The organism is Gimesia benthica, from assembly GCF_009720525.1.
Classification (GTDB): Bacteria; Planctomycetota; Planctomycetia; order Planctomycetales; family Planctomycetaceae; genus Gimesia; species Gimesia benthica.
This window is the reverse complement of record NZ_CP043930.1, coordinates 1,264,906-1,290,753: the sequence shown is the minus strand read 5'-3', so window position 1 is coordinate 1,290,753 and position 25,848 is coordinate 1,264,906. Positions and strand designations below refer to the sequence as shown.

Here is a 25,848-nt window from a genome sequence, read left to right as displayed (position 1 = left end):
GCTCATAATGAAACGCTCATATTAGAACCGCAATAAATAGTTCAAGAGAATAATGTTAAACCGAAGTGATCAAAGACTCAATTATCTTGTTGACCTGCTCGATCTTGTTGTTCGGGAACAGGTTGGAGAATCCCTTGCTAACGTGATGCAGAAGATCCGTCGATTGGCGATTGAACGTCGATCCGGGCTTCCCGATGCTGAGAAACGCCTCGTTGCCACCCTGCAAGATCTCGAACCGTCTGAATTGCGTGATGTGATCCGCTGGCTCAGTCTCTTCTTTGATCTGGCAAACGCCGCAGAGGAACGCGTTCGTATTGAAATTCTCAATGAACGCGATCGGAAATCCAGAAACCATGGAGACCCACGGAGCGAATCGATCGCTGCTGCCATCTCCGAATTGCACCAACAGGGACTTCCGGCTGCCGAAATGCAACGCTGGCTCGATCAGTTGAAGATTGAGCCCGTGTTCACCGCTCATCCTTCCGAGGCAAAACGACGAACGACGCGCCAGTTACTGCGGGGAATTCGGCAAGTGCTCCCCGATATCGAGGCCAGCGGCAAGACGGATCTAGAACAGGAGCTCGTGGCAGATTTGACAGTTCTGTGGCAAACAGACTTCATCCGTCCAGAACGTCCTCCGGTGATGAGTGAGGTCAGTCGGGGGTTGTACTTTGCCTCGACCCTCTGGGACGTTGTTCCCCGTATTTACAGCGAACTGAAGCAGGCACTAGGCCAGACTTATCCAAACCACCATTTCGAAATTCCGCGAGTGTTGTCATTTGGAACCTGGATTGGTGGTGACCGAGATGGTCATCCCTTTGTGACCGCAGAAGTGACACGCGAAACATTTGCAAAGCTACGACGGGCCGCTATTGAAGGCCACTTGCGGATGTGTCGAAAACTGCGGAAGCAGATCGTGATGTCCGATCAACAGATCTCTTCCGAACCAATCCTGCGCGAGCGGATTACACGTTGTTGTGAGAACGCACCCGAACTCAAGGATAAACTGGCCTCTATCTCAGAATTGGAAACGCCCCGGCAGTTTATGAAGATGCTGGAGTTTAGATTGGAACGAACTCTCGATTCGCTTTCCCAGGATCAGCCTGCGGCCGGTAGCTATCAATCTGTTGAAGAATTCCGCGATGATCTGGATAAGTTACATGAGAGCGTTCAGAAAAATCGGGGAAGAAGAATTGCCGAGCAGTATTTGCAGCCCTGGATCGACCTGGCGCGTACCTTCGGACTTCACTTTGCTTGCCTCGACGTGCGACAAAATTCGGTTGTTCATCGCCGCTGCCTGGATGAGGTCGTCTCTTTGCAGAAACCGGGCAACCAGGTCGATGCCCTGGATTTTATTTCAACAGGCACACCATGCAGCATCGATGTCTCTCAACTGAGCGACGAGTCCCGTGAAGTTTTTGAGACGTTTACTTTATTGGCGGAAGCCTACGATCAGTGGGGCCCGGAATCGATTGGCGGTTACATCATCAGCATGACGCATTCCGCTCAGGACGTGATGACAGTCCTCTGGCTGTGGCGAACCGCCTGGCTCCAGCAACAAGGCGAGGGTCGCGATGTTCCGGCTTTGCCGATCATTCCTCTGTTTGAAACGATTGACGATCTGCGGAATGCTGCGTCAATTCTCGAGGAACTTCTCACAGATGACATTTACCAGCAGTACCTCACAGAGACGGACCAGCGGGTTCAAATTGTAATGGTCGGATACTCCGACAGTACCAAGGATGGCGGGTATTTGACGGCTTGCTGGGAATTGCATCAGGCCCAGAAGCAACTCGCGGAGACTGCGGAGAAGTATCATATCGGACTGACGGTTTTTCACGGACGCGGCGGAGCGCTGGGCCGAGGTGGCGGGCCTGCCGCACGAGCAATTCAATCCCTGCCCCACAAATCCGTGGCGGGGCGATTGCGGGTAACGGAACAGGGGGAAGTTCTTTCGGAACGATATGATGATCCCGTGATCGCGCATCGCCATCTCGAACAGGTCTTCAATGCCACACTGATGGTGAGTGCGGGCCCGCGGCAAGATCTGGATCCTGCGTGGGCAGGTACGATGGAGAAACTCTCCACGGCTTCTCTGCAGAAGTATCGGGAGTTGATTGAGCATCCCGGTTTCCTGCATTATTTTGATCGAGCGACACCCATCAGCGAAATTGAAACCTTGCCGATCGGTTCCCGACCCTCCCGCAGAAAAGCGGAACGTCGAACCCTGGATGATCTTCGTGCCATTCCCTGGACGTTCGCCTGGACGCAATCCCGTCATCTCTTACCGGCCTGGTATGGAATGGGAACCTCGATTCGAAAGTTTGTCGATCAGGATGGCTCGACCTGGGCGACGCTTCGCACGATGTACCGCCAATGGCCCATGTTCCGAGCATTGATCGACAATGCGGAACTCGCCCTGGCGAAGGCTGACATGGAGATCGCGCAAGAGTATGCTGTCCTGGCCCACGATGAGAATGCATCCGAGCTCTGGGAAATGATCTCTACGGAGTTTGAATTGAGTCGCGGTTCGATTCTGATGATCAAGGATAATTCTGAATTGCTGGCCGATGTTGACTGGTTGAAGAAGTCGGTACGAAGCCGTAACCCTTATGTTGACCCACTCAACCTCGCGCAGGTCATTCTGCTGGAACGGAAACGCTCTGCAGAAACTGAAGTAGCAGATGATGACGATCTGGTTCACCTGATTCGAATGTCGATTCAGGGCATTGCTGCGGGTTTGAGAACAACGGGTTAAGTCGATCCAATTATTCAGTTCTTAATTCCGGGTCGATTATCGCTTCTATTGTGCCTATTGAAATCACTCTTTTGTGTGTCGGTTTCGTGGAGTTTTGAAATTATTTATTCGGATGTATAACGCTTGGTGGGTATGATCGCCTCCTCATCAATCGGTCCAGAATCATGATTGGTATATCATCAAGTTCTGGTTGCGGTTAAGGGCGCGAGTTCACCCCTTGGCGGTTGATCTTCGGTCGCAAGCCTCAGAAGTTCCCTGCGAGCAGTCTCTAAGGAGTCGACCAAAGCCGCACCACCATGTTCGTCATTTTCGGCGGCGACAATCTCTAAATCGTTCACGCCGATGAAGCGAAACACAGTCCGTAAATGTGGATCAAGATGGTTGTTTTTCTCGTTTCGACCGCCGGGACCATACCCACCATCACCACGGGAGATCACCGCAATCATCCGTTTACCGTGAACGAGCGATGTATACGGTGATTCGTCGTTATCGGGATTAAATAAGAACGTACGACCTATACGCACAATCTGATCTATGTAAGCTTTGAAGCCGCTTGGCATTCCGAAATTGTAAAATGGAATCCCGGCAACAATCACATCAGCCTGCAATAGCTCGTCTATCAGTTCGTTGCTCAATCGCAGAGCATCCTGCATTGCTTGACTGCGTTCATTCGGTGGCGTGAATGCCGCTGCGATCCACTCTTCCGTCACGTGTGGCAATGGGCTTTGTCCAATGTCACGATACGTCACGGTGCTGTTGGGGTGGTTGACCTGCCATCTTTGCACAAAGTCGGCTGTGAGACCACGTGTGTGAGAACGGTCGCTGCGGGGGCTTGAATCAATGTGGAGCAGGTGAGGCATTTCGATTTTCCTTTTCAACAAAAAGTATTGGCATCTGAATTACAGCAACTATGCTGGTATAATTGCCATTCACGAGGCAGGTTCAACCGGGCACAAATTTGTGGGGTACTTTCTTTTAAGTAGGGTGCGGGAAAAATGAGTGAGATTGATGTAACCGAAGTCTTCGAAAAATGTCTGGGTTGTCGCTACATGGTGACACTGCTCCGACGCATTGAGCAGGGAATTCAACGACCGGGGCAATTGGAGAAGTCAGTCGATGGGATGACTGCGAAAGTCCTTTCGGAGCGACTCAAGCGACTCGTCGAATATGGCGTCGTTGAAAAGACGAGTTACCCCGAAATTCCTCCACGAGTCGAATACACTTTGTCTACATTTGGTCAACGTTTGCTGGAAATCATCGACGAAGTTGATATTCTGCATCAGGAGGCTCGGTTGAAGAAATGACAAACCGCCCGTGGGTTCCCGCCTTACGACTCCAGCATCAGATGGTCGTATAAAAAGAAAAAGACAATACCAGCTTGAAGTGGAGAGCGCGGGAAAGTTAGCGTGGTGAAATCAATCGTCAAGAAGTAATTTCAGACTCAATTCCAAAAGTCAATGGAATCTCGAAGCAGAGAGACACGCATGAAACTGTTCCAGAATCTGAGCTTATCATCCATCATCATAATGTTTCTGCTGATGCAAACCGCCAGCGCAGCAGATCCGGGAACGCTTTCGCTAAAGCAGAAGCAAATGCTTAAAGCGACGTCACCATTGTTTAAAGCCATCTATCAGAATCATTCTGGTCAGGCAATGATTAAACTGAATGGCGTTTCAACTGATAACGGTCTCACATGGGAGCCTGTGAAACCCACTCCCGATTTTGACAAAGACCTTCCCTACGGCTACCGACGCAGCCATTACGGCCTCTGGCGAGATCCGGTCAATGGCAACATTCTGTCGCTTTTCAATTGTATGGACACACCTGATAAAGATCCCAAAGCACATGAGCCGCGCTGGCAATGGCACTGGTACTACCTTCGCTACCGGGTCTCGACTGATGGAGGACGCAGCTACCTGTACGACAAACCCATCGTCCAAAAAGGAAAAGAGTATTCCCCCGAGTACCCGGTCGACGGTGTGCACATCAGTCAGAACTGCTTCTTCCTCGGTGATCTTGGCTGTGATCCGATTCGCACCCGCGAGGGCACGATCCTGGTTCCCATGCAAATGCCCCCGCTGGCAGATGACGGAAAAAGTCTTCACAATCCCGGCGGTGGCTGGTACTGGCTGCAAACCAGAATCCTCATCGGACGCTGGACGGAAAACAACGATCTTGAATGGGAGTCGTCAGAACCGATCGAAGGCGATGGGAAACGCACCGTCCGCGGGTTGTATGAACCGACCCTGGCTCAAATGCCGGATGGGAATCTCATCTGCATTATGCGCGGCAGTAATGGAGGCAAGAGTGACCCCTCGAATAAGCTGCCCAGTCGCAAATGGATCAGTATCTCTCAAGACGGCGGCCACAAGTGGAGCAAGCCAGAGCCCTGGACCTACTCTGATGGAGAACCTTTCTTTTCTCCCTCTTCGATGTCAGAACTGATCAAACACTCCAACGGTCGTACTTACTGGATTGGCAACATCAGTGAGAAAAACTGCCAGGCCAATCATCCCCGCTGGCCCCTGGTCATTGGTGAGGTCGATCCGAAAACCTATGGAATTATTCGCGATAATCTGGTTGTGATTGACACGAAACAACCTGACGAAGAGGACGTGAACCTGTCGCACTGGCACTCTATTGAAGACCGCCAGACGGGCAACATCGTCATCACGACGTCCCGGGCGAGTAAGGGTTACAAAAGCCGCACTCCGGTCATTTATACAATCGGTGTGGAAGGGGCCCGTTCGCAGTAATGAAGCCGATCACACAATTTAGAGTCCTGTTGCTTATATGGTCATCACGACTGCTCCAGCACAGTAAAGCGCAACGCAGTCAGTAGTGAGACGAAGGTGTGTTGATGTTCTTGATGAGTCCATGAGTCAGAGCAGACTGGTGACGCGACGTGTGAGCGAGAGATCGGGCTGCCTCGGTCAATATGACCATGAGGCAGCCTCGATCGCGAATTCTCTCATCGAGTGCTGTTACTTAGCACCGGGCGTTTTGGAGTGTGCATTCTGCGGGAAGTCGAAGGTCAACACCAGCGGTTCGTTGCCTGTGTTTTCGATTTCCACACCGCCGTTATTCAGGGCGGCCTGAGTGATGAACCCAATCTCGGGATAGAGTTCGCCCAGCTTCATATCCTGGTGATATCGCACTTTGAGCTTTCCAACACGGCCGCTTCCGCCATTCGTGTGGAACAGGGCGGGGCTCTCCGGGTTGAAATTTGTCTTGGCACCAGGCTCAAGAATGAGGCGGAGGATGGAGCACTTCTGATCGCCGAGGAAATCGCCATATACAATCCACTTGGCGTCGACTCCGTCGCCTGCGAATTCTTCGGCGGTGATTGCCGGTCGTGAATTCTTCAGCACGAATTCCGGATCCTGATTCGCTGCGAAGTCGAACTTTTCAACCAGGTATTCCCAGTCTTCGTGCCGATCCTTGGGATAGTCTTCTTCCCGGCAGGCATAAAACGCGTCGGCTGCTCCAATGCGTCCGTCAAGCGTCAGGTCCTCAGCCAGGAAGTGCTCGTCCATTGTGACGTGCAGCTCGTGTGTGCAGAGATCCGTCGGCGAGTGCAGCACGCCGTTGGGCATCACGAAGCCGTTATCAATATGCATCATCGTGTGCGGGGACAGATGACGAACCCCGTTATAATCGCCTTTGCCGAAACTCTTCATGCAGGCCAGAAACTGATCTTTCGTGATGAACGGGTAGAGTCCCATTGCTGTGGTGTGGTAATGGGACGGACAGACTCCCGGGTTGTCGTAAGAGTTGATGTCATAGACTTCCCACTTGGCCCAATGCAGATGGTGCGGAATCGGATTCAGATTATCAAACTTCTTGGACACAATCGGCCAGGTCGGGTCGCCATACAGCGATTTCGAGAAGGCTGTGATCTTCTCACCCATGACCGTTTCTGGATTGGCGAGGATCAAATCCTGCAGCGAGATGACTTGTCCGTTCGGAGTGAGGACGTGCGATTCTCCTTCGCGAAAAGGGGCCTTATTCGTGCGTGTATCGATGACCCCCGTCACGATGGGAACGGTACAGCACATCCAGATTTCATCGAGGCCCGTCCCGTTCATGTAGTCCGGGTAGTACGACTCCGCATCCAGGCGCAGGCGTTTCCCTGGCGTACAAAATGTCCGGCCAGCGTAACGATGCAGTAATTGCAATACCCCGTCGGAACTGTTAATGCAATCATCGAGAATCGCATCCGATCCTGAGCTGGTTCCGTCGATGACATCTTGTTGGGGGTACTCGTGCAGTTTATCCGCGAGAATTGACGTCGAGGCAGTCATGGGTAATACACCTTGTTAAGTCTTGAGAAGCGGGCTGGTCCCAAAGAAAGTTCTGGAGTGATAATAATGCGAAAAAGAGTTTCCGTCGCAATGCTGCTTATCATAATAAGTATGAGACGGGGGATCTAATCCCGCGTCCATAAAACCAGCAAACTCTTTTATAACAAATGGTTACAATATGAAAACTGGAGGCGAAGCGTTTCCAGAATGGGAGTGGTAAACACCTGGAAACTAGTCATTTACGAAAGCTCTAGTTCTCGAATTGGACCTATTTAACGCTTAAGAGCCTCAAAAATCAAGGAGATCGCAAGTTGGCAAAGTTGGGGGCGGTGTTTCTCCTGAGCTGGACTTTTAAGTTGAAAATGATCTTAGTAAGTCCCCTTAAATGCGTCATTTGGTTTGATCAAGGTGGCGGGCTGGATGCTTTGGAGACTTGATGAATCGGGCATCGTCGGACGATGAATAGGACATGATATCGGACGATTGATGATTCTCAGCATTTTCCTGCTAAAAGAATCAGACTAGTCCCGGAGGCAGTATTATTGTCTGTGCTTCCGTAGTCAATATAAAGCCAGATCCTCCGTAGAAAGGAGATACGCGGCAGGCGATGGCCTGCTTTTCGTTTAAGAAACATCAGTCTATTCGCAGGAGAGAGGACCGGCTCGTAAACAGGATGACTTTCGAAAGAAACTGAAGAGTGAAAGTCCGCACCGGGCCTGGAGAAGCTCAGTTCTCTGGCAGCACGATCTTTTTCCATATCCCATCAGTGGAGTACTCAAACGCCTGTTCCTCATCCAGTGAGACGAGTTGCATCCAGTTGCCGCTTAGTAGATTCATAATATTTTGATGTTTGGAAATAATTTTTTCGATCAGGCATCTGGGAGCTGCAATTACTACATGTAACCGTATTGGTTTGTGGTCGAATCTTGATCCTGTCTGCAACGATTGCCAAGGCGAGTCTGTCGTTATCGCGCCGTTCTTACCAGATAGAATTCCTATGTCAACCAGAACGTTCTGTAAGCTATTCAAGCTGCTCCCAGACTGATGATTATCGACTGCTGAAGCGTAAGATTGCATGTTCTTGCAGTGGGCGAAAATCATCGGAGCTGTCATGATATTCTCAAGCACGATCCCTTCTGGATCGTGACTGTGGTCATAACTGCACAGAACGCTATGGGCTTCGAGATCGTTTTCCCGGATGTATTTTTGTGAGGCAATGACGAAGGCCGGTTTCCCTGCCAGTTCCCACTCCGGACCTGCTTTTGACCATGCACCAGCTGCTGGCGATAAATCAATCGTTGTGGGAGAATTCGACACAGGCATTTGCTCGGTGCGATCTGATTCTATCGCTGATGACTTACCTGTCGACTCTGATACGACTTTCGTATTGTCTGTCTGAGCTGTGAGTCCACGCAGCAGCTGATCGCGAAAAGCAATTTCTGAAGCGCGTAACAGCGTATATCGCAGAATCTCATCATCTTGCGCAGAGGTTGATGACTTAAATGAAATCGGGTGTTTGCTGGGATATTCACTCCAGTCAATCTCGAATTTCTGAGCTCTTGAAAGTGCTGCATCGTACGCGAGTCTTATCGCCAGTAACCCTGTGAGATCGTCAATCTCTGATTCACTTGCCTGGTATTTTATCCAGGCAGACCAGCTGTGAATCGAAAATGCCTGACACAGTAAGTACGTTTCCCAGAGAACTGGTGGAACATTCAGGCTTTTCAATGAAGAGATGATCGAGATCTCAGGCGTATGTGGAAGCTGGGAAATGTATCTACGCAAACCGGACAGCCCACGGAATTCGAGGTTTCGATCATAGACCGCTGCCGATCGCCAGGATTGATATAAAGTCAGCTCCTGCCAGGGGCTCGGCCAGATTGCATTTCCCTGATCATAATGCATTGCACAATACTTTGAGATTTCGTCATAGATCAATTCTGACCAGTTGGAATTCTTGTTTTGATCCAGCAGCTCAGACAGTGTGCGAACCGGTCTGTTGTGTTGCTGTCTCAATTGGTCAGGAGCACGGTTCAGGTGGTCCACGTTGTCAGCCAGGCTTTGTAATCGTTCGGCTATTTTCTTCGCGGTGGGAATTTGATGCGCACCGACTGGAGTATTCTCGAGTTCCTCGATTGCAGACTGGATCTGTTCAATTCCGAATCGTCCGGAATGAAACTCTTCGGCATAGAATTCCAGAGGCATCAGGGTGTCATAGTCTGAAAAAATTCGTAAATACTTTCGAGCATTCAAGAATGATCGCTCACAGATTCCATGATATGGATTTACAGCTACCTGGTCTTTGATAGACGTGACAGATGAAATCACTCGAGAAACAACATGAAGTGCTTCGGTAACGTGCTCTATCAGGTGTACCTGTGCAGGAGAGTATCTATTCAGCAATGTGGGCAAAGGAAAATATGTTGATTCAGATTTCTTTTGTGACATTGTGGCACGCTTTCTAGTAGCTTTGATTGATATCCGACTGCAAAAAATGATCTGGCAGGATTATTGGCAGGCAAGATTTTCTAAACGTTGTCCGAGCATCACCTCATCAAAAAATGGACTTGAAGACTGTTTAATCCAAGTGGTTGAGTTCACATTTTTTCTGGAAACCGGTCTGTGGGTCAGGGGGAGAGCAGGATCAAATCAATTACAGCAGACATTGTGGTTTCTTCTGAAGCAAAAATCGAATTAGAATACACGTATTATAAAGCACGAAAATATATTCGTCAATAATAGTTCGTCATATGTTTGGATGATCTTGAGAGATTTTTCCGAGATGAACTGAGAAAACTTCTGTTCATCAAGAACTTAGAAAATGAAGTTCCTGACTGTCAGGCGGTAACAGAGCGTTGAGGGAAATGTATCGAAAGAACTGGTCTGGGCCCGGACGTTTTTGACGTAAATCGTTCATGTTTTTGATCAGTATGGGGTTGGGGGAGGCGGCTGATGAATCGTCTGGATGTCTGACGTCACTTGAAATTAAGCAAGATTCCACTGCTTCCTCTTCAATCGTTTTTGCTCCCAGGAAGCAGGAGTGGATCAGATGATTAGAGTCTGAGATTGCGAAGTTGGCCTCCCCTCCGTCATACCGCTGTCAGTAGTGACGACGCCGGCTTATTATTGCTCATCTCCAGGTTACCAGGTGTGTATCTTGTCTTCTGCCCTGGAACTGCTTCCTGTTCAGGTTAACGATTTTTACCTACGGCATTGCGTTGCTTATTTATAAAATGGCGCGTCTGGTTGCTGCTGCTAAATGGATGATCGTATTGGATGAAAATGGTTCCTGCGGGAGTCTGAATCGCAGGCAACTTTGCCAGGCGGGGCGTCCTGAGTTTCGCCGGGGACGGTTTCTGCATTGGGCCTGGTCTGTTTCTATGTCAGTTTCCGGCTTGCTGCGCTTGCCCCGAATTGCATGCAGGCGAACCGTTTTCTGGTTGGGTATTCGAAGGTTTGTCACGTTGGTTTTGTATTTTGTGAATCGGCGTGGGGGAGTCAAGTGGATGATGTGTGTTGACCTGCTCCGAATGTGCAGTGAAGTGGGGGGAGTCTGCTGTGAATTGCTCTGAGTTTGCTCCGAAATGATTTGAAAATGTACGAGATATTGAGAGCCGGTTCATTTTGTTCCGGTGAAAAGCGGGAAAAATCGATGGCGATTCAGGTGCTTCTGAGTCACAAGTGGACCAGGTTCCAGTGGACGCATCATCCGCCTCGCGCGCGAAGCAGAATTACAAAAGAATACGATTCGGAAAGTGACGATCAAGTGCAATTTGTTCCGTTCCAGAGACAGAACTGCACTGGAAATCGGAAAGGGGTTGCATGCAAACGCTGATCAAAGAGAGTAAAAAGCGGGAAGGTTGTTGTGAGAGGAGTGCGGGGGTTGTGAAGGGGAAAAAAACGGCTGCCCACTTTGGTGAGCAGCCGTTGGAGTGGAGGAGGCGGGTGTCGCTCCTGAGGCGGATTTTTACTCAGAAAATGATTTCGGTAAGTCTCGTTGAGTTAGACACTTGGGTTAAGTCGGTTGCTGTGATGCCAATTGTTCTCATCTGCTGAAACGGTCTCAATCGGACAGCTTGTCGGACTGGAAATGAGAGCGGTCTTGCATCTGACAAAAACCAAATAACAAGGGAAGAATATGTCGATAGAATGTGGTGTCATCGTTCAACCATTGCCGGAACGCGTTGATTGACCGAGATGCGCCAACGCACATAAAAACGTCTGGAATATTGAGACAGACTGCAAGGTGATATCAAGTCTTCCGATGTTAGAGGTGACTTGCCGAATGAGGAATAATAAAGTCATTCTTACAAAAATCAGTTCTACTTTCCCGAGACATTAACGTAATGCGGGGTAGACCATGCCAGGTGACCGTGGGCTACCATCAGGTTTCCAGGCAGGATGGGGCATCCTTTGATTGCTCAATTCGCCAGTAAAACCAGTGTCTGCCGGGGGGTAATTGTTTCATTCAATACGTGGTATGGAACCCTTTAGTACCGCTGCCTTTGATTTGTGTGATCTCTTTACCATTAAGAACTAGCGTGGCGGAAACAACTGGGCGCGTACCAACTGCCTGCCATGATAATTCAACGTTACCATCCTGCGATGTGAAGACCTCGCCCATCAAAAGACCATTGGCGCGGGCATCGACGAAGAACCGGGAGCCGTTGGTGGCAAAGCAACGCCGTTTTTTCAGCGCATCAAAAATCGCATCCGCTGTGAGTTCTTCCGCACAGATGCCCGTTAAGGCACCACTCAGTCCTGGTGCGCGACGATGCGCAACAGGATTTGATCACGGCTGTCCTTGAATGCAATCCAGGCAACCCACGTTGAACCATTCTGCATGGTCACAGCGGACGGATGCGAGTCGTATGTTTTACTGTCCTCATTGATAATTACATCCGCAGGTGTGCGTGAGCGATCATCCGAAGCCCGTTCTGCACTTTGCAGGTTGTGAGCAAAGCACAGAAATATCACTGAAAAAATGACAACAGAGATACGAATACGTTTCTGTATCAGAACGACGGTAACCTTTCCATTGGACTCAAGAGGGCATCAGAAAAATCACAGGGCATCATTTTCTATGGGACTCTTGTAATTTTAAATGGCTCATCTTGAGATCGCTATCAGATGAAAGCAGAAAACGACCACCTGGTCCTGTAAGCAGAGTCCTTTGTGAAATATTGACTTCGGAGTTGTCAAGCCTCCGTAGCTGGCAAGATTTCAGGTTTAACTCCCATCTGGACAGTAGTACGTTGTGCGACCCAGACTATAGTAACAAGCGGATAGTTGTCTGTTTCACCCAAAGACATACCCGCTGGTAAACTGAATCCTGATGCGAACCATGTTCCTGCAAAAACCGAATACAGAAAAAATTTACCAGTTTGTGCCGGCACAGGCTGGATCAGATTACACCTACCCGGATGATGGAGCCACTCTGTCTTTATCGCCTTTTGGGAACATTGTGGATCACGCTCGTCTTGAGTCAGTTTCTGGTGAATTGATCTTCAAGTCAGCACTACGATATTGCCAGCAGATGTGCCTGTTGTGGGGTGATGGCTGGTCGTCAGACGCCCGGGATTGAAGACTGCAAATTGAACCAATTAAGATATCTTAGGACAGATTATGGATACGTTTGAAAATGGCACGTTGGCTGAGGAACAACCGGAAATGGTTATGGCCAGGTGCTGGGAGTGTGGTGAGAAAAGACTATGTTATGAGCATCTGGTGTGTTGCACAGGAACGCGATTCCACACTTGTCCTGAATGCCGGAAAGCAATCGAGAGCAGGAGCGATGATTTCAATTTTCCGGTAAACTCAACCTGAGAGTTGTCCTCTCTGGGGACAACTCATCCCTCGTTAGCTTCTTGGATCTTTTCTATATACTGTGGATTTTACTTTCCTGGTAGATTTAATTAAGTGGCAACAACTATATGCAGACTCACTTCAATTCCGAATATCCGTCAGTTGACCATCTGAGAGCTAAAGCCAAATCGCGGATGCCGGGTTTCGCCTATGATTATCTTACGGCCGGGTGTTTTACGGAAATCAACCTGGCGAGGAACAATGACGACATACGCAAAGTACAGCTCAGACCCTGGTATCTCCGCGAATTCGATGGTGCCGATCAAAGCACTAAACTGTTCGGTGAAACTTATGCAGCACCATTTGGGGTTGCGCCCGTAGGTTTACAGGGTTTGATGTGGCCCAAGGCGTGCGAGTATCTGGCACAGGCTGCTGTCGATCACAATATCCCATTTACATTATCCACCGTCAGTACCGCCAGCATTGAAGAAATCGGAAAGATCACGAGTGGCAAGTTCTGGTTTCAGCTTTACCATCCGGCAGAGGATGATCTGCGTGATAAGCTGCTGGAAAGAGCGTGGGATGCGGGTTGCCGTACACTGGTAATTCTGGCAGACACACCAACATTCGCTTATCGCCCAAAAGAGATCCGGAATGGCCTGTCAATTCCTCCGAGAATGACTCCGCGGAACATCGTCCAGATGTTTTTGAGCCCATACTGGGCAATGGGACAACTTCTGGCTGGCAAACCTGAGTTTCAGACGATGAAACCATATATTCCGAAAGGACTCAACATGAAACACCTAGGCCTCTTCATGAATAAGACTTTTTCAGGACGTCTGACAGAAGATAAGATCGCAGCAATCCGAGAGAAGTGGCAGGGCAACCTGGTTGTTAAAGGAATCGTCAATCCAGAAGACGCAGAAATAGCAGTCAAGCATGGTTTGGATGGATTGATCGTTTCCAATCACGGTGGTCGACAGCTTGACCGAGGAGAGTCTACCATCGTTCCTTTATATAAACTCATACCGGAGTTTGGCAGCAAGCTGAAAATGATGATTGATGGTGGAATGTACTCCGGAGCTGATATCGCAGCGTCTCTGGCCTGTGGGGCGGACTTTGCCTTCATGGGCCGCACTCCCATGTTTGGCGTGTGTGCTCTCGGCAAGTACGGTGGTCACCACACGTTTGAAATGCTCAAAAAGCAACTGAAACAGGTGATGGAGCAGGTCGGTTGTGCGAGAGTTGAAAGAATGCGAGATCATCTGATTCGAGAAAGCGTCCCCGTCTGAAGACACATTCGGCAACTGCTAACATTGTGTATTAACGATGCGTAATTTAGTACACCTTATCTCATTGAATTTCCAGCCGGTAAAATATCTATATGCAATCCAATTCAAAAACAGGTGGGCTTAATGAGACGCGCGTGGTGATCGTGGGAGCTGGTCCAATCGGGCTGGAGCTGGCAGTCGCGTTGACCCGAAATCAGATTCCATTCCAGATTCTCGATGCCGGTGCGATTGGTCAGACGATTTCCTGGTGGGCGCCTCAGACGCGATGGTTCAGCAGCAACGATCGTATTTCCATAGCGGGTGTTCCCTTGCAGACCAATGATCAGAACAAAGCCAACCGGGAACAGTATCTCACTTATCTTCGTAGTGTTGCAGAACAGTACCAGATTCACGTGCAATGCTATCAATGTGTCGTTGATATACAGCAGCGGGACTCAGGTTTTACCGTCATATCCGAGTCCACACAGGGACAAACCGGGATCGATTGTGAGACTGTAGTTTTGGCGGTGGGAGGGCTGGACCATGCACGCCGACTTGGTATCGAAGGCGAGGACTTACCCCATGTCGACGGTTACCTGCGTGAGCCACACCGCTATTATGGTCGCCGGGTGCTGATTGTCGGAGGACGGAACAGCGCTGTCGAGGCGGCTTTACGATTATACCACGTCGGTGCCCATGTAAGTCTCAGCTATCGAGGGAGAAATTTGCCCGAGGAAAACATCAAATACTGGCTCTATCCGGAAATCTCAGGACTCATTCGTTCAGGGAAGATTCAGGCATACTTTAAGACCCAGCCAGTTCGGATTACTTCAACGTATGTTGAACTTGAGGACGTGCAGAAGCAGGGGGAACCACAGCGGCATTATGCTGACGATGTACTGACACTGATCGGTTATGAACAGGAGAAATCATTGTTTCACCGGGCAGGCATCGAACTGGTGGGTGATAATCAGCAGCCACAGGTAAATGAAGAGTCGATGGAAACCAACATCCCGGGGATTTACATAGCGGGAACGGCTCTGGCAGGTACCCAGTCCAGTCAATACAGACTGTTTCTCGAAAACTGTCATCAGCATGTGGATCGTATTATGACCCGGCTGACGGGAAAGTCCGTGGAATCAGAAGATGGTGAATGGCAGAGGATGATTAGGGATGCACCGGAGAGTTGAACCCCAGATCAATCGCTCATCAACCACGATCTGGACGGCTTTTACCAAAAGGAAGTATGTAGCGTCCTTTACTTGCCTCCGGGCCATCAATGATCAATCGACTCAGCAGTCGAATCCTCAATGCATGGTATGACCGGGAAAAGCACAATCGCTACCTTTCGCAATATCCAGGAAGCTTAATGATGAAAGTGGCAACTCGCAAACAAAATGTTGCTGTAATTGGTGCCGGGATTGGTGGACTGTGCTGCGCTCGCCAGCTTAGTGCTGCCGGATTCAGCGTCCGAATCTTTGATAAAAGTCGTGGAGTTGGTGGACGGGTTTCCGTGCGACGTCACCAGACGGATATCGCGTTCGATCATGGGGCCCAATACTTCACTGTCGAGGATACGGAAATGGCTCAGCAAGTCGAAAGCTGGCTTGCGGCCGGAGTTGTCGCTCCCTGGCAGTGTCGCATGGGGTCGCTCGATACGGGAGTCTGGAAGCCAACGAATTCAGAGACGAGGCACTTTGTCGGTGTACCAGATATGACGGCGATTGCGAAGCATCTGGCTCGTGACCTGGAGCTGATTTTGCAGACTCGAGTGACGTCAGTCGCCCGACACGAACATGGCTGGCAATTACTCGGTGATGAAGAATGGGATCTCGGCATTTATGATGTTTTGATTCTCAACGCCCCGGCTCCCCAGTCAGCCAGCCTGCTGAAGAATTTTCCGGAATTCGCACAGCAGATTGACGCCGCTAAGTTCGCGCCCTGCTGGTCGGTCATGTTAGCTTTCGATCAGCCGTTGGATGTCCCCTGGGATGCTGCGACTGTTCATGATTCGCCACTTTCCTGGATCGCTCGCAACAGCAGTAAGCCGGGACGCCCGACGAGGCCGGATTGCTGGTTGCTGCAAGGAAATCCTGACTGGTCTAACACACACTTGGAAGACGTAAAAGAAATTGTGATGGCCCAACTGATTTCCTGCTTTTGGGAAGCCATCGGCTTAGTGCCACGGCCCCATAGACTCGCTGATGTCCATCGTTGGCGATTTGCGTTGCCCAGCGAACTGCTGGAACAACAGTACCTGTTTAATGAAGATTTAGGAGTGGGAGCTTGCGGAGACTGGTGTGTCGGACCACGCATTGAGAGTGCATATCTTAGTGGGCTTGCGCTGGCCGAAGAAGTCAGAAAACGCTATTGACTAAAAGCAATTCATTGTCCAGAAAATCTTATGGTTGGGTGACTTTTCTTTATTTCAACGTGACAACACTCTTTCCGTATAAGGCTCCCAGATTATGATTCGAAAGCGGGCTGATTGTGAGAGCGTTAATGTTGATACTGCTTAATCCATGTGAGTTTTCGACATTTATCTTATAACAGCTTACCACTAACCCCGGTGGAAATCAGGACGATTTTATTTAGGTAACCAGCCAGGGTTCAGTTGAGGGGACATCAGGCAGCCTCCGTTGTAGGGAATGGTATTTTTCAAGAAGCGACAGTCCCGGCGTTCCCCAACCTGATCATGTTCAGGGGAATTTCTAACATAATACACGGACTTATCCTGGTGCGACATGCTCAGCAGTTTTTTCGAGGTAGCTTCAGGGGAGAATGGCTTCATCCCGTGAGTCAGCTCATACTATCTGACTGGATCTTTGGACTTTTCAGACGAGTTCGTTTTCCATTGCACGACTGTCTGAATCAGGATTTTTCGATTCACTGGCTTACTCAGGTAGTCATCACAACCCACATCCAGGCATTTCTGGCGATCTTCTGCCATGGCATGTGCCGTCAAGGCGATGATCGGAAGTATTGCGTTCTCACCTCTCAGCTTTCGCGTCAGGGAATAACCATCCATTTCCGGCATCTGCATATCGGTCAGCAGGATGTCGAAAGGCTCACTTTTCGCTTCGGCTTCCTGATATTTTTGATACGCTATGGCACCGTTCTCCGCGATTTCGACAAGTGCACCGGCCTTGATCAAAATATATGAAATCAATTTCTGATTGTCAGGACCATCCTCCGCCAGGAGAATTCGGGTACCAGCTAACAATTGATCCTCTGAGGTGTTGGATTTCCCGACCTTTTTTATATGATCTGCATCTTTTTCCAGTCGACTGACACGATACCTGGTTTGCGAGAGGGTTTTAATGGGTAGAACGAATTGAAAGCAGGTTCCTTTTCCTTTCTGGGTCCATGCCAGTGAAACCTCTCCGTCCATCATACGAGCGAGTTTACGCGAGATCACCAACCCTAAACCGGTGCCACCATGCTGCCTTGTGACAGAGGTATCTGCCTGGGAAAAAGCCTTAAACATTTTCTCGGCCTGCTGCTGGGACATGCCCGGGCCGGAATCTTCTATTTCAAACTGAAGAAACTCTTTTCCACCCAGATCTGATTTTCGAACCAGAATTCGAATCCGCCCCTTTTCTGTAAACTTGACCGCATTTCCGACAAGATTCATCAGAATTTGTCTTAACCTGGTCGGATCGCTCAAAATGAGGTCTGGAATCGGCGTTTCAATCTGCGTGAGCAGTTTTACTCCTTTTTCACTGGCAGGGGGCCTCAGAAGACTTTCAATATGATCAAGTATCTGGAAAACCTGTGTTACCGTTTCTTCCAGCTCCAGTTTTCCTGCTTCAATCTTGGAGAGGTCCAGGATGTCATTGATGATCGTCAGCAGGTGTTTGCCTGCATCCTGGATCGTAGAAATTGCCTCAGACCGCTTCTCGGGAACTTCGGCTATTTCGGGATCATCATGGAGCAGATCAGCATAACCAAGGATGGCGGTCAAAGGCGTACGGATCTCATGGCTCATGTTCGCCAGAAATTCACTTTTACTGCGTGAGGCATCCAGAGCGGCCTCCTGCGCCTCAATCAATTCGGTAATGTCATTTCGTATTGCCAGGTATCCAGTATTATTACCCTCACCGTCGAGCATGGCTGCGATTGTAGTGTCTACCCAGTAATAATCACCATTTTTATTTTTGTTACAGATCGTTCCCTTCCAGAGTCCTGACTCTGCGATTATTTTGAAGACATTCTTCCAGAATTCTTTTGAATGATAACCAGAATTCACTATCTTATGGGTTTGACCAATTGTCTCCTCACGATCAAATCCACTGACTTTACAAAACATATCATTGACATCACGAATCGTACCATTCAGATCGGTTTCTGCAACAATCGCATGCTGATCCAGTACCCGCTGGCAGATTTCCAGACGCGCTGTTGTTTCACGCAGTGACCTTTCCAGTAGAATCCGGTCTGAAATATCGACCAGAACATTGATGGCTCCGGTAATTTTCGAAGAGCTATCCAGGATAGGGTTGACGTGTGCCAGGACACTTTTACGGGTCCCATCAGGACACTCGATCACAACTTCCTCACCGTAGATCACTTTTGACTCTTGAATTGCAATGGCCACCCAGCACTCTGCATGATCTACCTGGTTACCTTCTTTATCAAACAACCGGAAGGAGCCACAAAATTTATTGACTGGGCTGAGCAACTCTGGTTCCTGTCCCCAGAGATCGATGGCTGCCTGATTATAATAGGTGATCAGGCCCTCCTGATCACAGGTGTAAGCGGCTGTGGGAAGTGCATTCAGTAACTGGTGGACCCTTTCACGACTTTCAATAAGTTCCAGTTCAGCATGTTTCTGATTGGTGATATCATTTTCTATCGCAATGAATCCTGTGAATTCACCTTCCTGGTCAAAGATGGGGTCCGCTTTGATGCTGATCCAGTACTCAGTCCCCGATTTGTGGTAATTAATCAGTTCTGCTTCAAAACTTTCACCAGCTTGAATTTTGTTCCGCATATAGTCGATCGTGGCAGGATCGCTTTTCTCGCCCTGCAAAACGGAACCAGGTTTTTTGCCTCTCAGATCTTCAATCTGATAACCACTGATTCTACTGAAACCATCATTGACCCATTCGGTTTTCCCCTCTGCATCAGTAATCACCATACCGTTTGTTGATTTGCTGACAGCAGTCGCCAGGCGTTCGAGCTGGGATTCAATGTTTTTTCTTTCAGTTACATCAAAAGCGATTCCAAGGTAACCCAGAATATGATCCTGTTGGTCGCGAATTGCAGTAACTGTCAGGTCAACGATTCGGTGCGATCCATCTTTACAGACATAGGTCCATTCACGTTTATCGTATGTGCCAAGTTTTGCGGGTGTAATAAAGACATCAAAGTTTTCGACGGGACTTCCGAGGGCTGCGGTTAACTCCTGTCCTCTTTTTTCGACTTCCTCTTTCAGATGAAAACATTCCGGAGTCCGTAGCCCGACCATCTCTTCTGCTGAGTAGCCTAAAATCCGTTCCGCTCCAGGACTGAACAGCGTGATAATTCCATTTGGGTCTGCAGCGATAATTGAGAATTCCGTTGCAGCATTGATGACTCCCTCGAATCGGGCACGAGATTCATGTTCGCGATGCTGCAGTCTTAAGTTCTCATCCTGGTAAGTTTTTTCTTCAGTGATATCCTGTAAAGCTCCCATCATACGAACCGGTTTGTTGTTTTCGTATTGTATTTCTCCTCGCGCGCGGACCCAGATTTTTCGACCACGGGCGGTGATCAGGGGCAATTCCAGATCCCAGCCTTCTCCGGTTTCGATGGCATTTTCAAAGGCGGTCTGGATTACAGGCTGAGCTTCGGGAGCATAAAAGGTGAAGGCACGCTCAAGGGTCGGTTTATAATCTGCTTCGACTTCATGGATCAGAAATGTCTGCTCAGACCAGTACAGGTACTTGCTCGCCAATTCATACGACCAGCCTCCGACCTTGGCCATAGTCCCCACACTTGTCAGCAGGTTCTCATTTCGAACCAGTTCCAGCTTGGCCAGCATATATTCATGGATATCCTCAACCGTTCCAATAAGCGTGAAGCCGGATTCATTAATATTGCAGTTGCGTTCCCCACGAATCCGTACCCAGCGCTGTTCTCCCCGTCGATTGCTGGCCTCGATTTCAAAGTCAAAGCTGCTGTCAGCATCATCTGTCTGATAGATCAAGGGCTCCAGGAAACCAGACGCCTGCGGATCGATGTGGGATAAGAAGGATGCCAAATCTGATTCTGGATAATCAGTCTCCTGCTGATACCCAAAAATCTTCCAGAAGGCGTCAGAGCACCAGAAATCCCCCGACGTCTCGTGCCAGTACCAGGTTTCATTTCGGGAAGCTGAGATTGCTGTTGCCAGCATCTTTTTCTGTTTGGATATTTGATCAGCCTGATCAGTCAGGCTCTGTTTTTCAGCCTGGAAAATTGATTTTTGGCGGGAAAACCGAGAGAGGGTATACGACAGGCCGGCAAAAATCGCGAGACTGATGATACCCGTAATGATGGATTCCAGCAGAAACTGGTTACGATACTGTTCACTCTGCAGAATGGATTTCTGGTTTGCCAACTGCTGATTGTACTGGTCGATGAGGGGGATAAGTTGATTTTCATTCGCTAAGACTGCAGGCAATACTTCGGATGCCGTTCGCTCCCCGGAAAGTACCAGCAGGACATCATGCGAAATTCCCGTAACCAGAGGAGTGATTTTGTCCAAAAGCTGGCTGAGTTGCTGCTCGCTTGCAGTCTTTTCGAACTCTTTTGTGGCTGCTAAAAGTTCCTGGTGCATGCGTGCCAGGAGCCGCTGGTCCGCGTCCAGTGCGGGATAGATTTCTGTTTCGTTTTGGCCCTGAGTCAGTAACAGAAGATTTTTGGGTAAACGTTGACTGAGCATCCTCTGCCGACCGGCAATATTGATCTGCCGACCCAGAAAGGTAGTCCGTTGCATGTCTTTGGAGTGGACACTCCAGTTGAAGTAAAACAGTGTTCCGAAGAGAAAAATGCTGATGACGAACGACTGGACATAGGATGACTTTAAGGGGGTTGCCGCTGTGCGTACCGTTCCTATTAATTTTGCAGTGAATTCATTATCGGGCATAATGCTGGATTTGATTCCCTTGAGCGCAGATTGCTAAGGAGTGTGAGCGCAGCTCCTCATCAATCAAAGGTCATTCATGTGTCTTCTCTAATTCGGCGCGTCTGCCACGATTCAATCAAGATAAAATTATCTGTTAAGAAACTTCTTAAATAAAGATTGGAAGCCATGAATTGAGCGGTGAGGGAAAGACCTGCTTTATGCATTCATCATATTTTTTTAATAAACTGTGTTTCAGGGATTCGAACTAAAAATGACTTTATCAAAGTCAAAGTGAGGCGATGTTTGTTGATTAGGTTTTATGATCAGGTAAGTGGACTGAATGATAGATTGTGTGGGAGGAAAACTGGCTATCAGTGGCTCAGTTTCTAAGTATGGAGATTAGTTCTAATGCTTGATGGTATCCCCAAAAGCTCTATTGAGTCTGACGGTTTTTATGATTGCTGAAACTCAGGCTAGAACATGCCCTGCTGGTCTTAGTCACGCGTAGCACTAATTCCTGTGAGCATGGTATGTAGTTTTCACTGTTTTGTTTGCAGTATCGAATTTTGGGGGAACCGGAGTTACCCCACAGCAGGGATTGCGTTTCGGAAAGCTCGAAGAAGATCTGGTAAGGATCAATGATCTGCAGCAGATAACAACTCATACAATCAACATGAAACCTGCAAAGAAAAATGAGGTAGCATCGTTTATGCGATCAGGTTGGTGGGGAGCCTAAATAAATGGTCTTGTATTATAGAGGTCGGTCAGGCCCTGAAAGGTTTCGATCGAGGCATTCGAAATCAATTCTTGATGCGATTCCATTTCAGGAGATTCACTGATACGCCGTTTGAACTCGCGCCATGACTTGTGCCAGAACTCAGAAGTACCCAGGAAATAAGCTGCTCCTTCCTTATTTGTGAGTTTCAAGGCATCGTAAAGCAGATCTTTTAACAAAACACCTCCCAGCCTTGATCCTTCAATCACATAGAGAGCACCGATCAGAGAGTAATGGTTGGTGACATTCCATTCTTCAAATTTTGCAAGCAATCTGACAGTGGAATCATGCAACGCATAATAGTTGCCCTCATTCAGTAATTCTAAATCTGCTTTGAGCGCCGGTATACGGGAGTGAATCGATGTGTCGTAGAGGGATGAAAAGCCCAGATTGTTCTGCCAACTGCTTTCGAGAGCACAGTGCAGGTAGTAGAGTTGTGAAAGCAGCCAGCAGTATTCACTACGGGTAATTTTCGTCCTGATGATTCGTTTAGCTAGATAGCTTGACTCGATTTCGTCGTGATATTTCTGGATCGACACTCGGAGCTCTGAAGAAAAATCTCTCACCGATATATTCCTGGCTGATCGCTATGAAGATGAGACAGTTTACTTAAAAAGCAAACACAAATCTTGATAGAAGACCAACACATCTACAATAGCGGCAAGCATATTGAATCTTCTCACCAGACAAATTCGTAGCTGGCTACATTCTTTCTAGTCCTCGATCCATTTTATGCAAATGCTAATGAGCGATTTTCTGTTAATCGGCTTTGTAATGAAATCATCACAACCAGAGGCGATACATTTCTCCCGACTACCCTCCATGGCATGTGCCGTCAAGGCAATCACTGGATGTTCATATCCCTGGTTTCTGAGTTGACTGGTCGCCGAATATCCATCAAGTACCGGCATCTGCATGTCCATTAGAATCAGGTCAAAAAAGTCTGGTGCAGCCTTAAGAGCAGCTTCCACTGCCAGTTTTCCGTTACCGACCAGGGTGACCTCTGCTCCAGAGGTTGTCAGAAAGTTGTCAATGACTTTTTGATTGATCGGGTCATCCTCAGCGAGAAGAATACGTGTTCCGATTAATGCTTCTCTGGTAGAAGCCACGTCCCCTGTATCTGCCTGGTTTGCACTTTCATTAAAGCGAGACTTTTTTAAAATCGTTTTTTCTGAGTCTTCAGCAGGGAGGGAGAGGGTGAAGATGCTTCCCATTTCTTTTTGAGATTCAACTTCAATTTTACCTCCCAGTTTTTGAGCCAGGCCATGACAGATTCGCAAGCCCAGGCCGGTTCCTCCATACTTTCGTGTCAGAGAGTTATCCAGCTGATTAAACGTCTTGAATGTTCTGACAATTTCCAGTTGATCCTGATCCATTCCAATGCCTGAATCGATGATTTGCAGATAAACCTGTTTTGTATTTTGGTCATCACTCGTATGAAAGAGTTTGAGGGAAACGCAACCTCGTTCCGTGAATTTGATTGCATTTTCCAACAGATTCAAAAGAATCTGTTTGACCCTCGTTGGATCTGTCAGAACTTTATGAGGAGGCATTGATTCATACTTAAGTGACAATTCCAGTTGTTTGTGTTCAGCCTGTTCCCGGACCATGGTCAATGCCTCTTCAACCAGGGATCCCAGTTCAACGTCTGTTTTATTTATACTGATTCGCCCGGACTCGATGCTTGAAAGGTCGAGAATATCATTGATAAGCTGCATCAGATGATTTCCGCTGCGCTTGATTACAGAAAACGCTTCCAGCCGCATGGGATCCTCGGGCTCAAAATCCTCTGACTCCAGAATATCCAGATAGCCCAGGATCGAGGTCATCGGGGTCCGGATTTCATGACTCATATTCGTCAGGAATTCGCTCTTGGCACGATCTGCTCTCAAGGCATGCCAACTCAAAGAAATCAGACCAATCTGGGTGGAAACACTGTTGGCAAAAGCAATTTCCGCGGTGCTCCAGGGATAACAGGTGTTTGCGGTTTTGGATTTCCAGAGTTCAAAGCTGTTGCGAGGAGTTAGCTCGGGGCGTCCCTGCTGATTCCATTTAAGACCTGATTGGGGATCTCCTGCCCAGTTGACGGTAAGAGGTTGCTCAGCCCGGAACCAGACTGCAAATTCATCCGGATTACTTCTGAGGGGAACCAGTAACCCTCCGGCGGCGACATCTCTTAATTCCGCCAAAGCAGGAAAGTGTTCCGGAATGTTATTGATGGCAAAGGCTTCATCGCCTGCCATTGGCAACAGAGACTCAATAAATGTCTGCAGTTCTTCATCATCCGGGATTTCACCGTGTGCGTAATCCTGTTCGTCAATTCGCAGTAAAAAACCAGTGCAGTCAATCATTTCCTTCAGGTTTTCGACCTGCTGTTGAATCTGGACCAGACAATTAGAGTCGAAAGGGTCTATCTTCGCCAGTAATTCATTGATCGACCGTGCTTTCCTTTCTGCCAACCTGTGTTCGGCCGCTGCTGCGTGTTCCAGAGCATTCGAAATCAGTTTGACTACCACTTTCAGGGCAGAATCCAGCTCGGGAGAGGGCCTTCTTGGCTGACCATGGTGACAGGATACAAGGCCCCAGAGTTCATGCTCATAAAAGATTGGCATCACAAGAGTCGAGCGGACCCCCATGTTGTTGTAATATGTCTGACAGGATCCGGCAGCTCCACGAATTCTAACCGCTGTTAGATCGACATCCTGTTGCGTTTCCGGGTCGCGCCGTGGTGTGATCGGCACACATTCTACGGTCTGGTCAACAGTAACCCTGACAGGGGAGTCCGCGAACATCTTGCGGGCACTTTTCGGAATATCGGACATCGGAAAACGCAACCCCAGAAATGTATCCTGTGCATTTTCTGAACGAGATTCTCCAATGACTTCTCCATTAAACTCGGGATCGAAACGGTAAATCATGCAGCGATCATAGCCAATGAATTTTCGAAACACCTGGGGAAATGATTCCGCGATATCTTTTATAGATTCGGTTCGAGACAGGACCTCGGTGATCTCCGAAATCATTTCGATTGGAGAACAGCGCTCGACGTCATACGGGCTGCTGGCAAACTCAAGTTCGAGATGAAAACGGCCATCAGTGCGGGTCAATCTACCCAATAACGCCAGACCTCCGGGAGTTGTCAGGCCGCTGATCAGTCGAGGAGAATTAGAGATGCATTGATTAAACTCATTGATGACCTCGGGCGTAGAACTCAAAATCCGCCCATTAAACAAGCGTTGCCCCAGGAGTCCCTCAGTTTGCATGCCGAAAAACAGTGATGCATTCTCACTGATTTGTAAGATCCGAAAGTCATCTGGATTGACGATGACCAACACCCCGTGAGGTTGGATGACTCCAGAATATTGATATGCAATATGGTCACAGTTTTCGCTGGCTTCACTGGGGAGGTCTGCAGCAGGAATCATATTGATCGATTCGTCCATGTCTCAATCTCCCGGTTAGGTTTAATGCCTGGATGATTTTATGAAACTAATTCGTGGCAGATATCATATTCTCTGATCGTATTATGAAGAGGAATGGAACCGGACATGATTCCCAGACTAAGTTCGCAGGGGTAGTGATTGAATTTGGTATGTAGATTTGGAAAGATCAAATCATTACACCTGATGAAGCCGAGGTTTGAGTGACTCCACTTCATCTCGATCTCAAGGTCAACCCAGTGATCAGATTTGACAGGAAACAGCTCATGTCCCTGTTGATAAGCTGGCTTTAAAGAGTAGGACTGTGTCTCTCGACACCATCTTGCTGGATACTTGAATTCCCGAATTGCCAGACAGAGGTGTCCGGATTGAACATGGAGATTCAGCAATGGAGCAGGGGGATCA

At 48.5% G+C, this 25,848-nt stretch carries 14 protein-coding genes; 6 read left to right on the top strand and 8 right to left on the bottom strand.

Annotated features, from left to right (window positions below; translation table 11 throughout):
* The first annotated feature begins 52 nt into the window (after nt 1-52).
* Entirely contained in the window at nt 53-2,758 is a 2,706-nt protein-coding gene (gene ppc / locus F1728_RS05000) for a phosphoenolpyruvate carboxylase (protein WP_155363175.1), read from the top strand.
* Nucleotides 2,759-2,937: 179 nt separating this feature from the next.
* On the opposite strand, the gene F1728_RS04995 is transcribed toward ppc, so the two are convergent.
* Entirely contained in the window at nt 2,938-3,618 is a 681-nt protein-coding gene (locus tag F1728_RS04995; protein ID WP_155363174.1) for an FMN-dependent NADH-azoreductase, read from the bottom strand.
* Nucleotides 3,619-3,753: 135 nt separating this feature from the next.
* Between F1728_RS04995 and F1728_RS04990 the strand changes: the two genes are divergently transcribed.
* A complete protein-coding gene (locus tag F1728_RS04990) occupies nt 3,754-4,062 on the top strand; it encodes a winged helix-turn-helix transcriptional regulator (RefSeq protein WP_155363173.1) in 309 nt (102 codons plus the stop codon).
* Between the two features lie 180 nt (nt 4,063-4,242).
* Nucleotides 4,243-5,514, top strand: coding sequence for a sialidase family protein (locus tag F1728_RS04985; RefSeq protein WP_194242691.1), 1,272 nt, complete (start codon nt 4,243-4,245; stop codon nt 5,512-5,514).
* A gap of 228 nt (nt 5,515-5,742) precedes the next feature.
* Here the strand turns inward: F1728_RS04985 and F1728_RS04980 are convergent, their stop codons facing one another.
* The 4 genes from F1728_RS04980 to F1728_RS04965 form a co-directional block, all read right to left on the bottom strand.
* Entirely contained in the window at nt 5,743-7,062 is a 1,320-nt protein-coding gene (locus F1728_RS04980; protein WP_155363171.1) for a hypothetical protein, read from the bottom strand.
* Nucleotides 7,063-7,788: 726 nt separating this feature from the next.
* Nucleotides 7,789-9,510, bottom strand: coding sequence for a putative inorganic carbon transporter subunit DabA (locus tag F1728_RS04975; protein ID WP_155363170.1), 1,722 nt, complete (start codon nt 9,508-9,510; stop codon nt 7,789-7,791).
* Nucleotides 9,511-11,530: 2,020 nt separating this feature from the next.
* Nucleotides 11,531-11,770 (bottom strand): CehA/McbA family metallohydrolase domain-containing protein, encoded by a 240-nt coding sequence (locus F1728_RS32490; RefSeq protein ID WP_228030795.1) that lies wholly within the window; start codon nt 11,768-11,770, stop codon nt 11,531-11,533.
* A gap of 47 nt (nt 11,771-11,817) precedes the next feature.
* On the bottom strand, nt 11,818-12,039 hold the full coding sequence (locus tag F1728_RS04965) for a hypothetical protein (RefSeq protein ID WP_155363169.1): 222 nt from the start codon (nt 12,037-12,039) through the stop codon (nt 11,818-11,820).
* 956 nt (nt 12,040-12,995) lie between these two features.
* Here F1728_RS04965 and F1728_RS04960 point away from each other — a divergent pair.
* From F1728_RS04960 to F1728_RS04950, 3 genes are all read left to right on the top strand, one after another.
* Entirely contained in the window at nt 12,996-14,159 is a 1,164-nt protein-coding gene (locus F1728_RS04960; RefSeq protein ID WP_155363168.1) for an alpha-hydroxy acid oxidase, read from the top strand.
* 92 nt (nt 14,160-14,251) lie between these two features.
* On the top strand, nt 14,252-15,328 hold the full coding sequence (locus tag F1728_RS04955; protein WP_155363167.1) for an NAD(P)-binding domain-containing protein: 1,077 nt from the start codon (nt 14,252-14,254) through the stop codon (nt 15,326-15,328).
* A gap of 179 nt (nt 15,329-15,507) precedes the next feature.
* Nucleotides 15,508-16,512 (top strand): NAD(P)/FAD-dependent oxidoreductase, encoded by a 1,005-nt coding sequence (locus F1728_RS04950; RefSeq protein WP_194242690.1) that lies wholly within the window; start codon nt 15,508-15,510, stop codon nt 16,510-16,512.
* A gap of 435 nt (nt 16,513-16,947) precedes the next feature.
* Here F1728_RS04950 and F1728_RS04945 read toward each other — a convergent pair whose 3' ends face one another.
* The 3 genes from F1728_RS04945 to F1728_RS04935 form a co-directional block, all read right to left on the bottom strand.
* Nucleotides 16,948-21,249, bottom strand: a complete 4,302-nt coding sequence (locus tag F1728_RS04945) for a PAS domain S-box protein (RefSeq protein WP_155363165.1) — start codon at nt 21,247-21,249, stop codon at nt 16,948-16,950.
* 711 nt (nt 21,250-21,960) lie between these two features.
* Nucleotides 21,961-22,569 (bottom strand): biliverdin-producing heme oxygenase, encoded by a 609-nt coding sequence (locus F1728_RS04940; protein ID WP_194242689.1) that lies wholly within the window; start codon nt 22,567-22,569, stop codon nt 21,961-21,963.
* 147 nt (nt 22,570-22,716) lie between these two features.
* On the bottom strand, nt 22,717-25,446 hold the full coding sequence (locus F1728_RS04935; protein WP_155363163.1) for an ATP-binding protein: 2,730 nt from the start codon (nt 25,444-25,446) through the stop codon (nt 22,717-22,719).
* Nucleotides 25,447-25,848 lie beyond the last annotated feature (402 nt).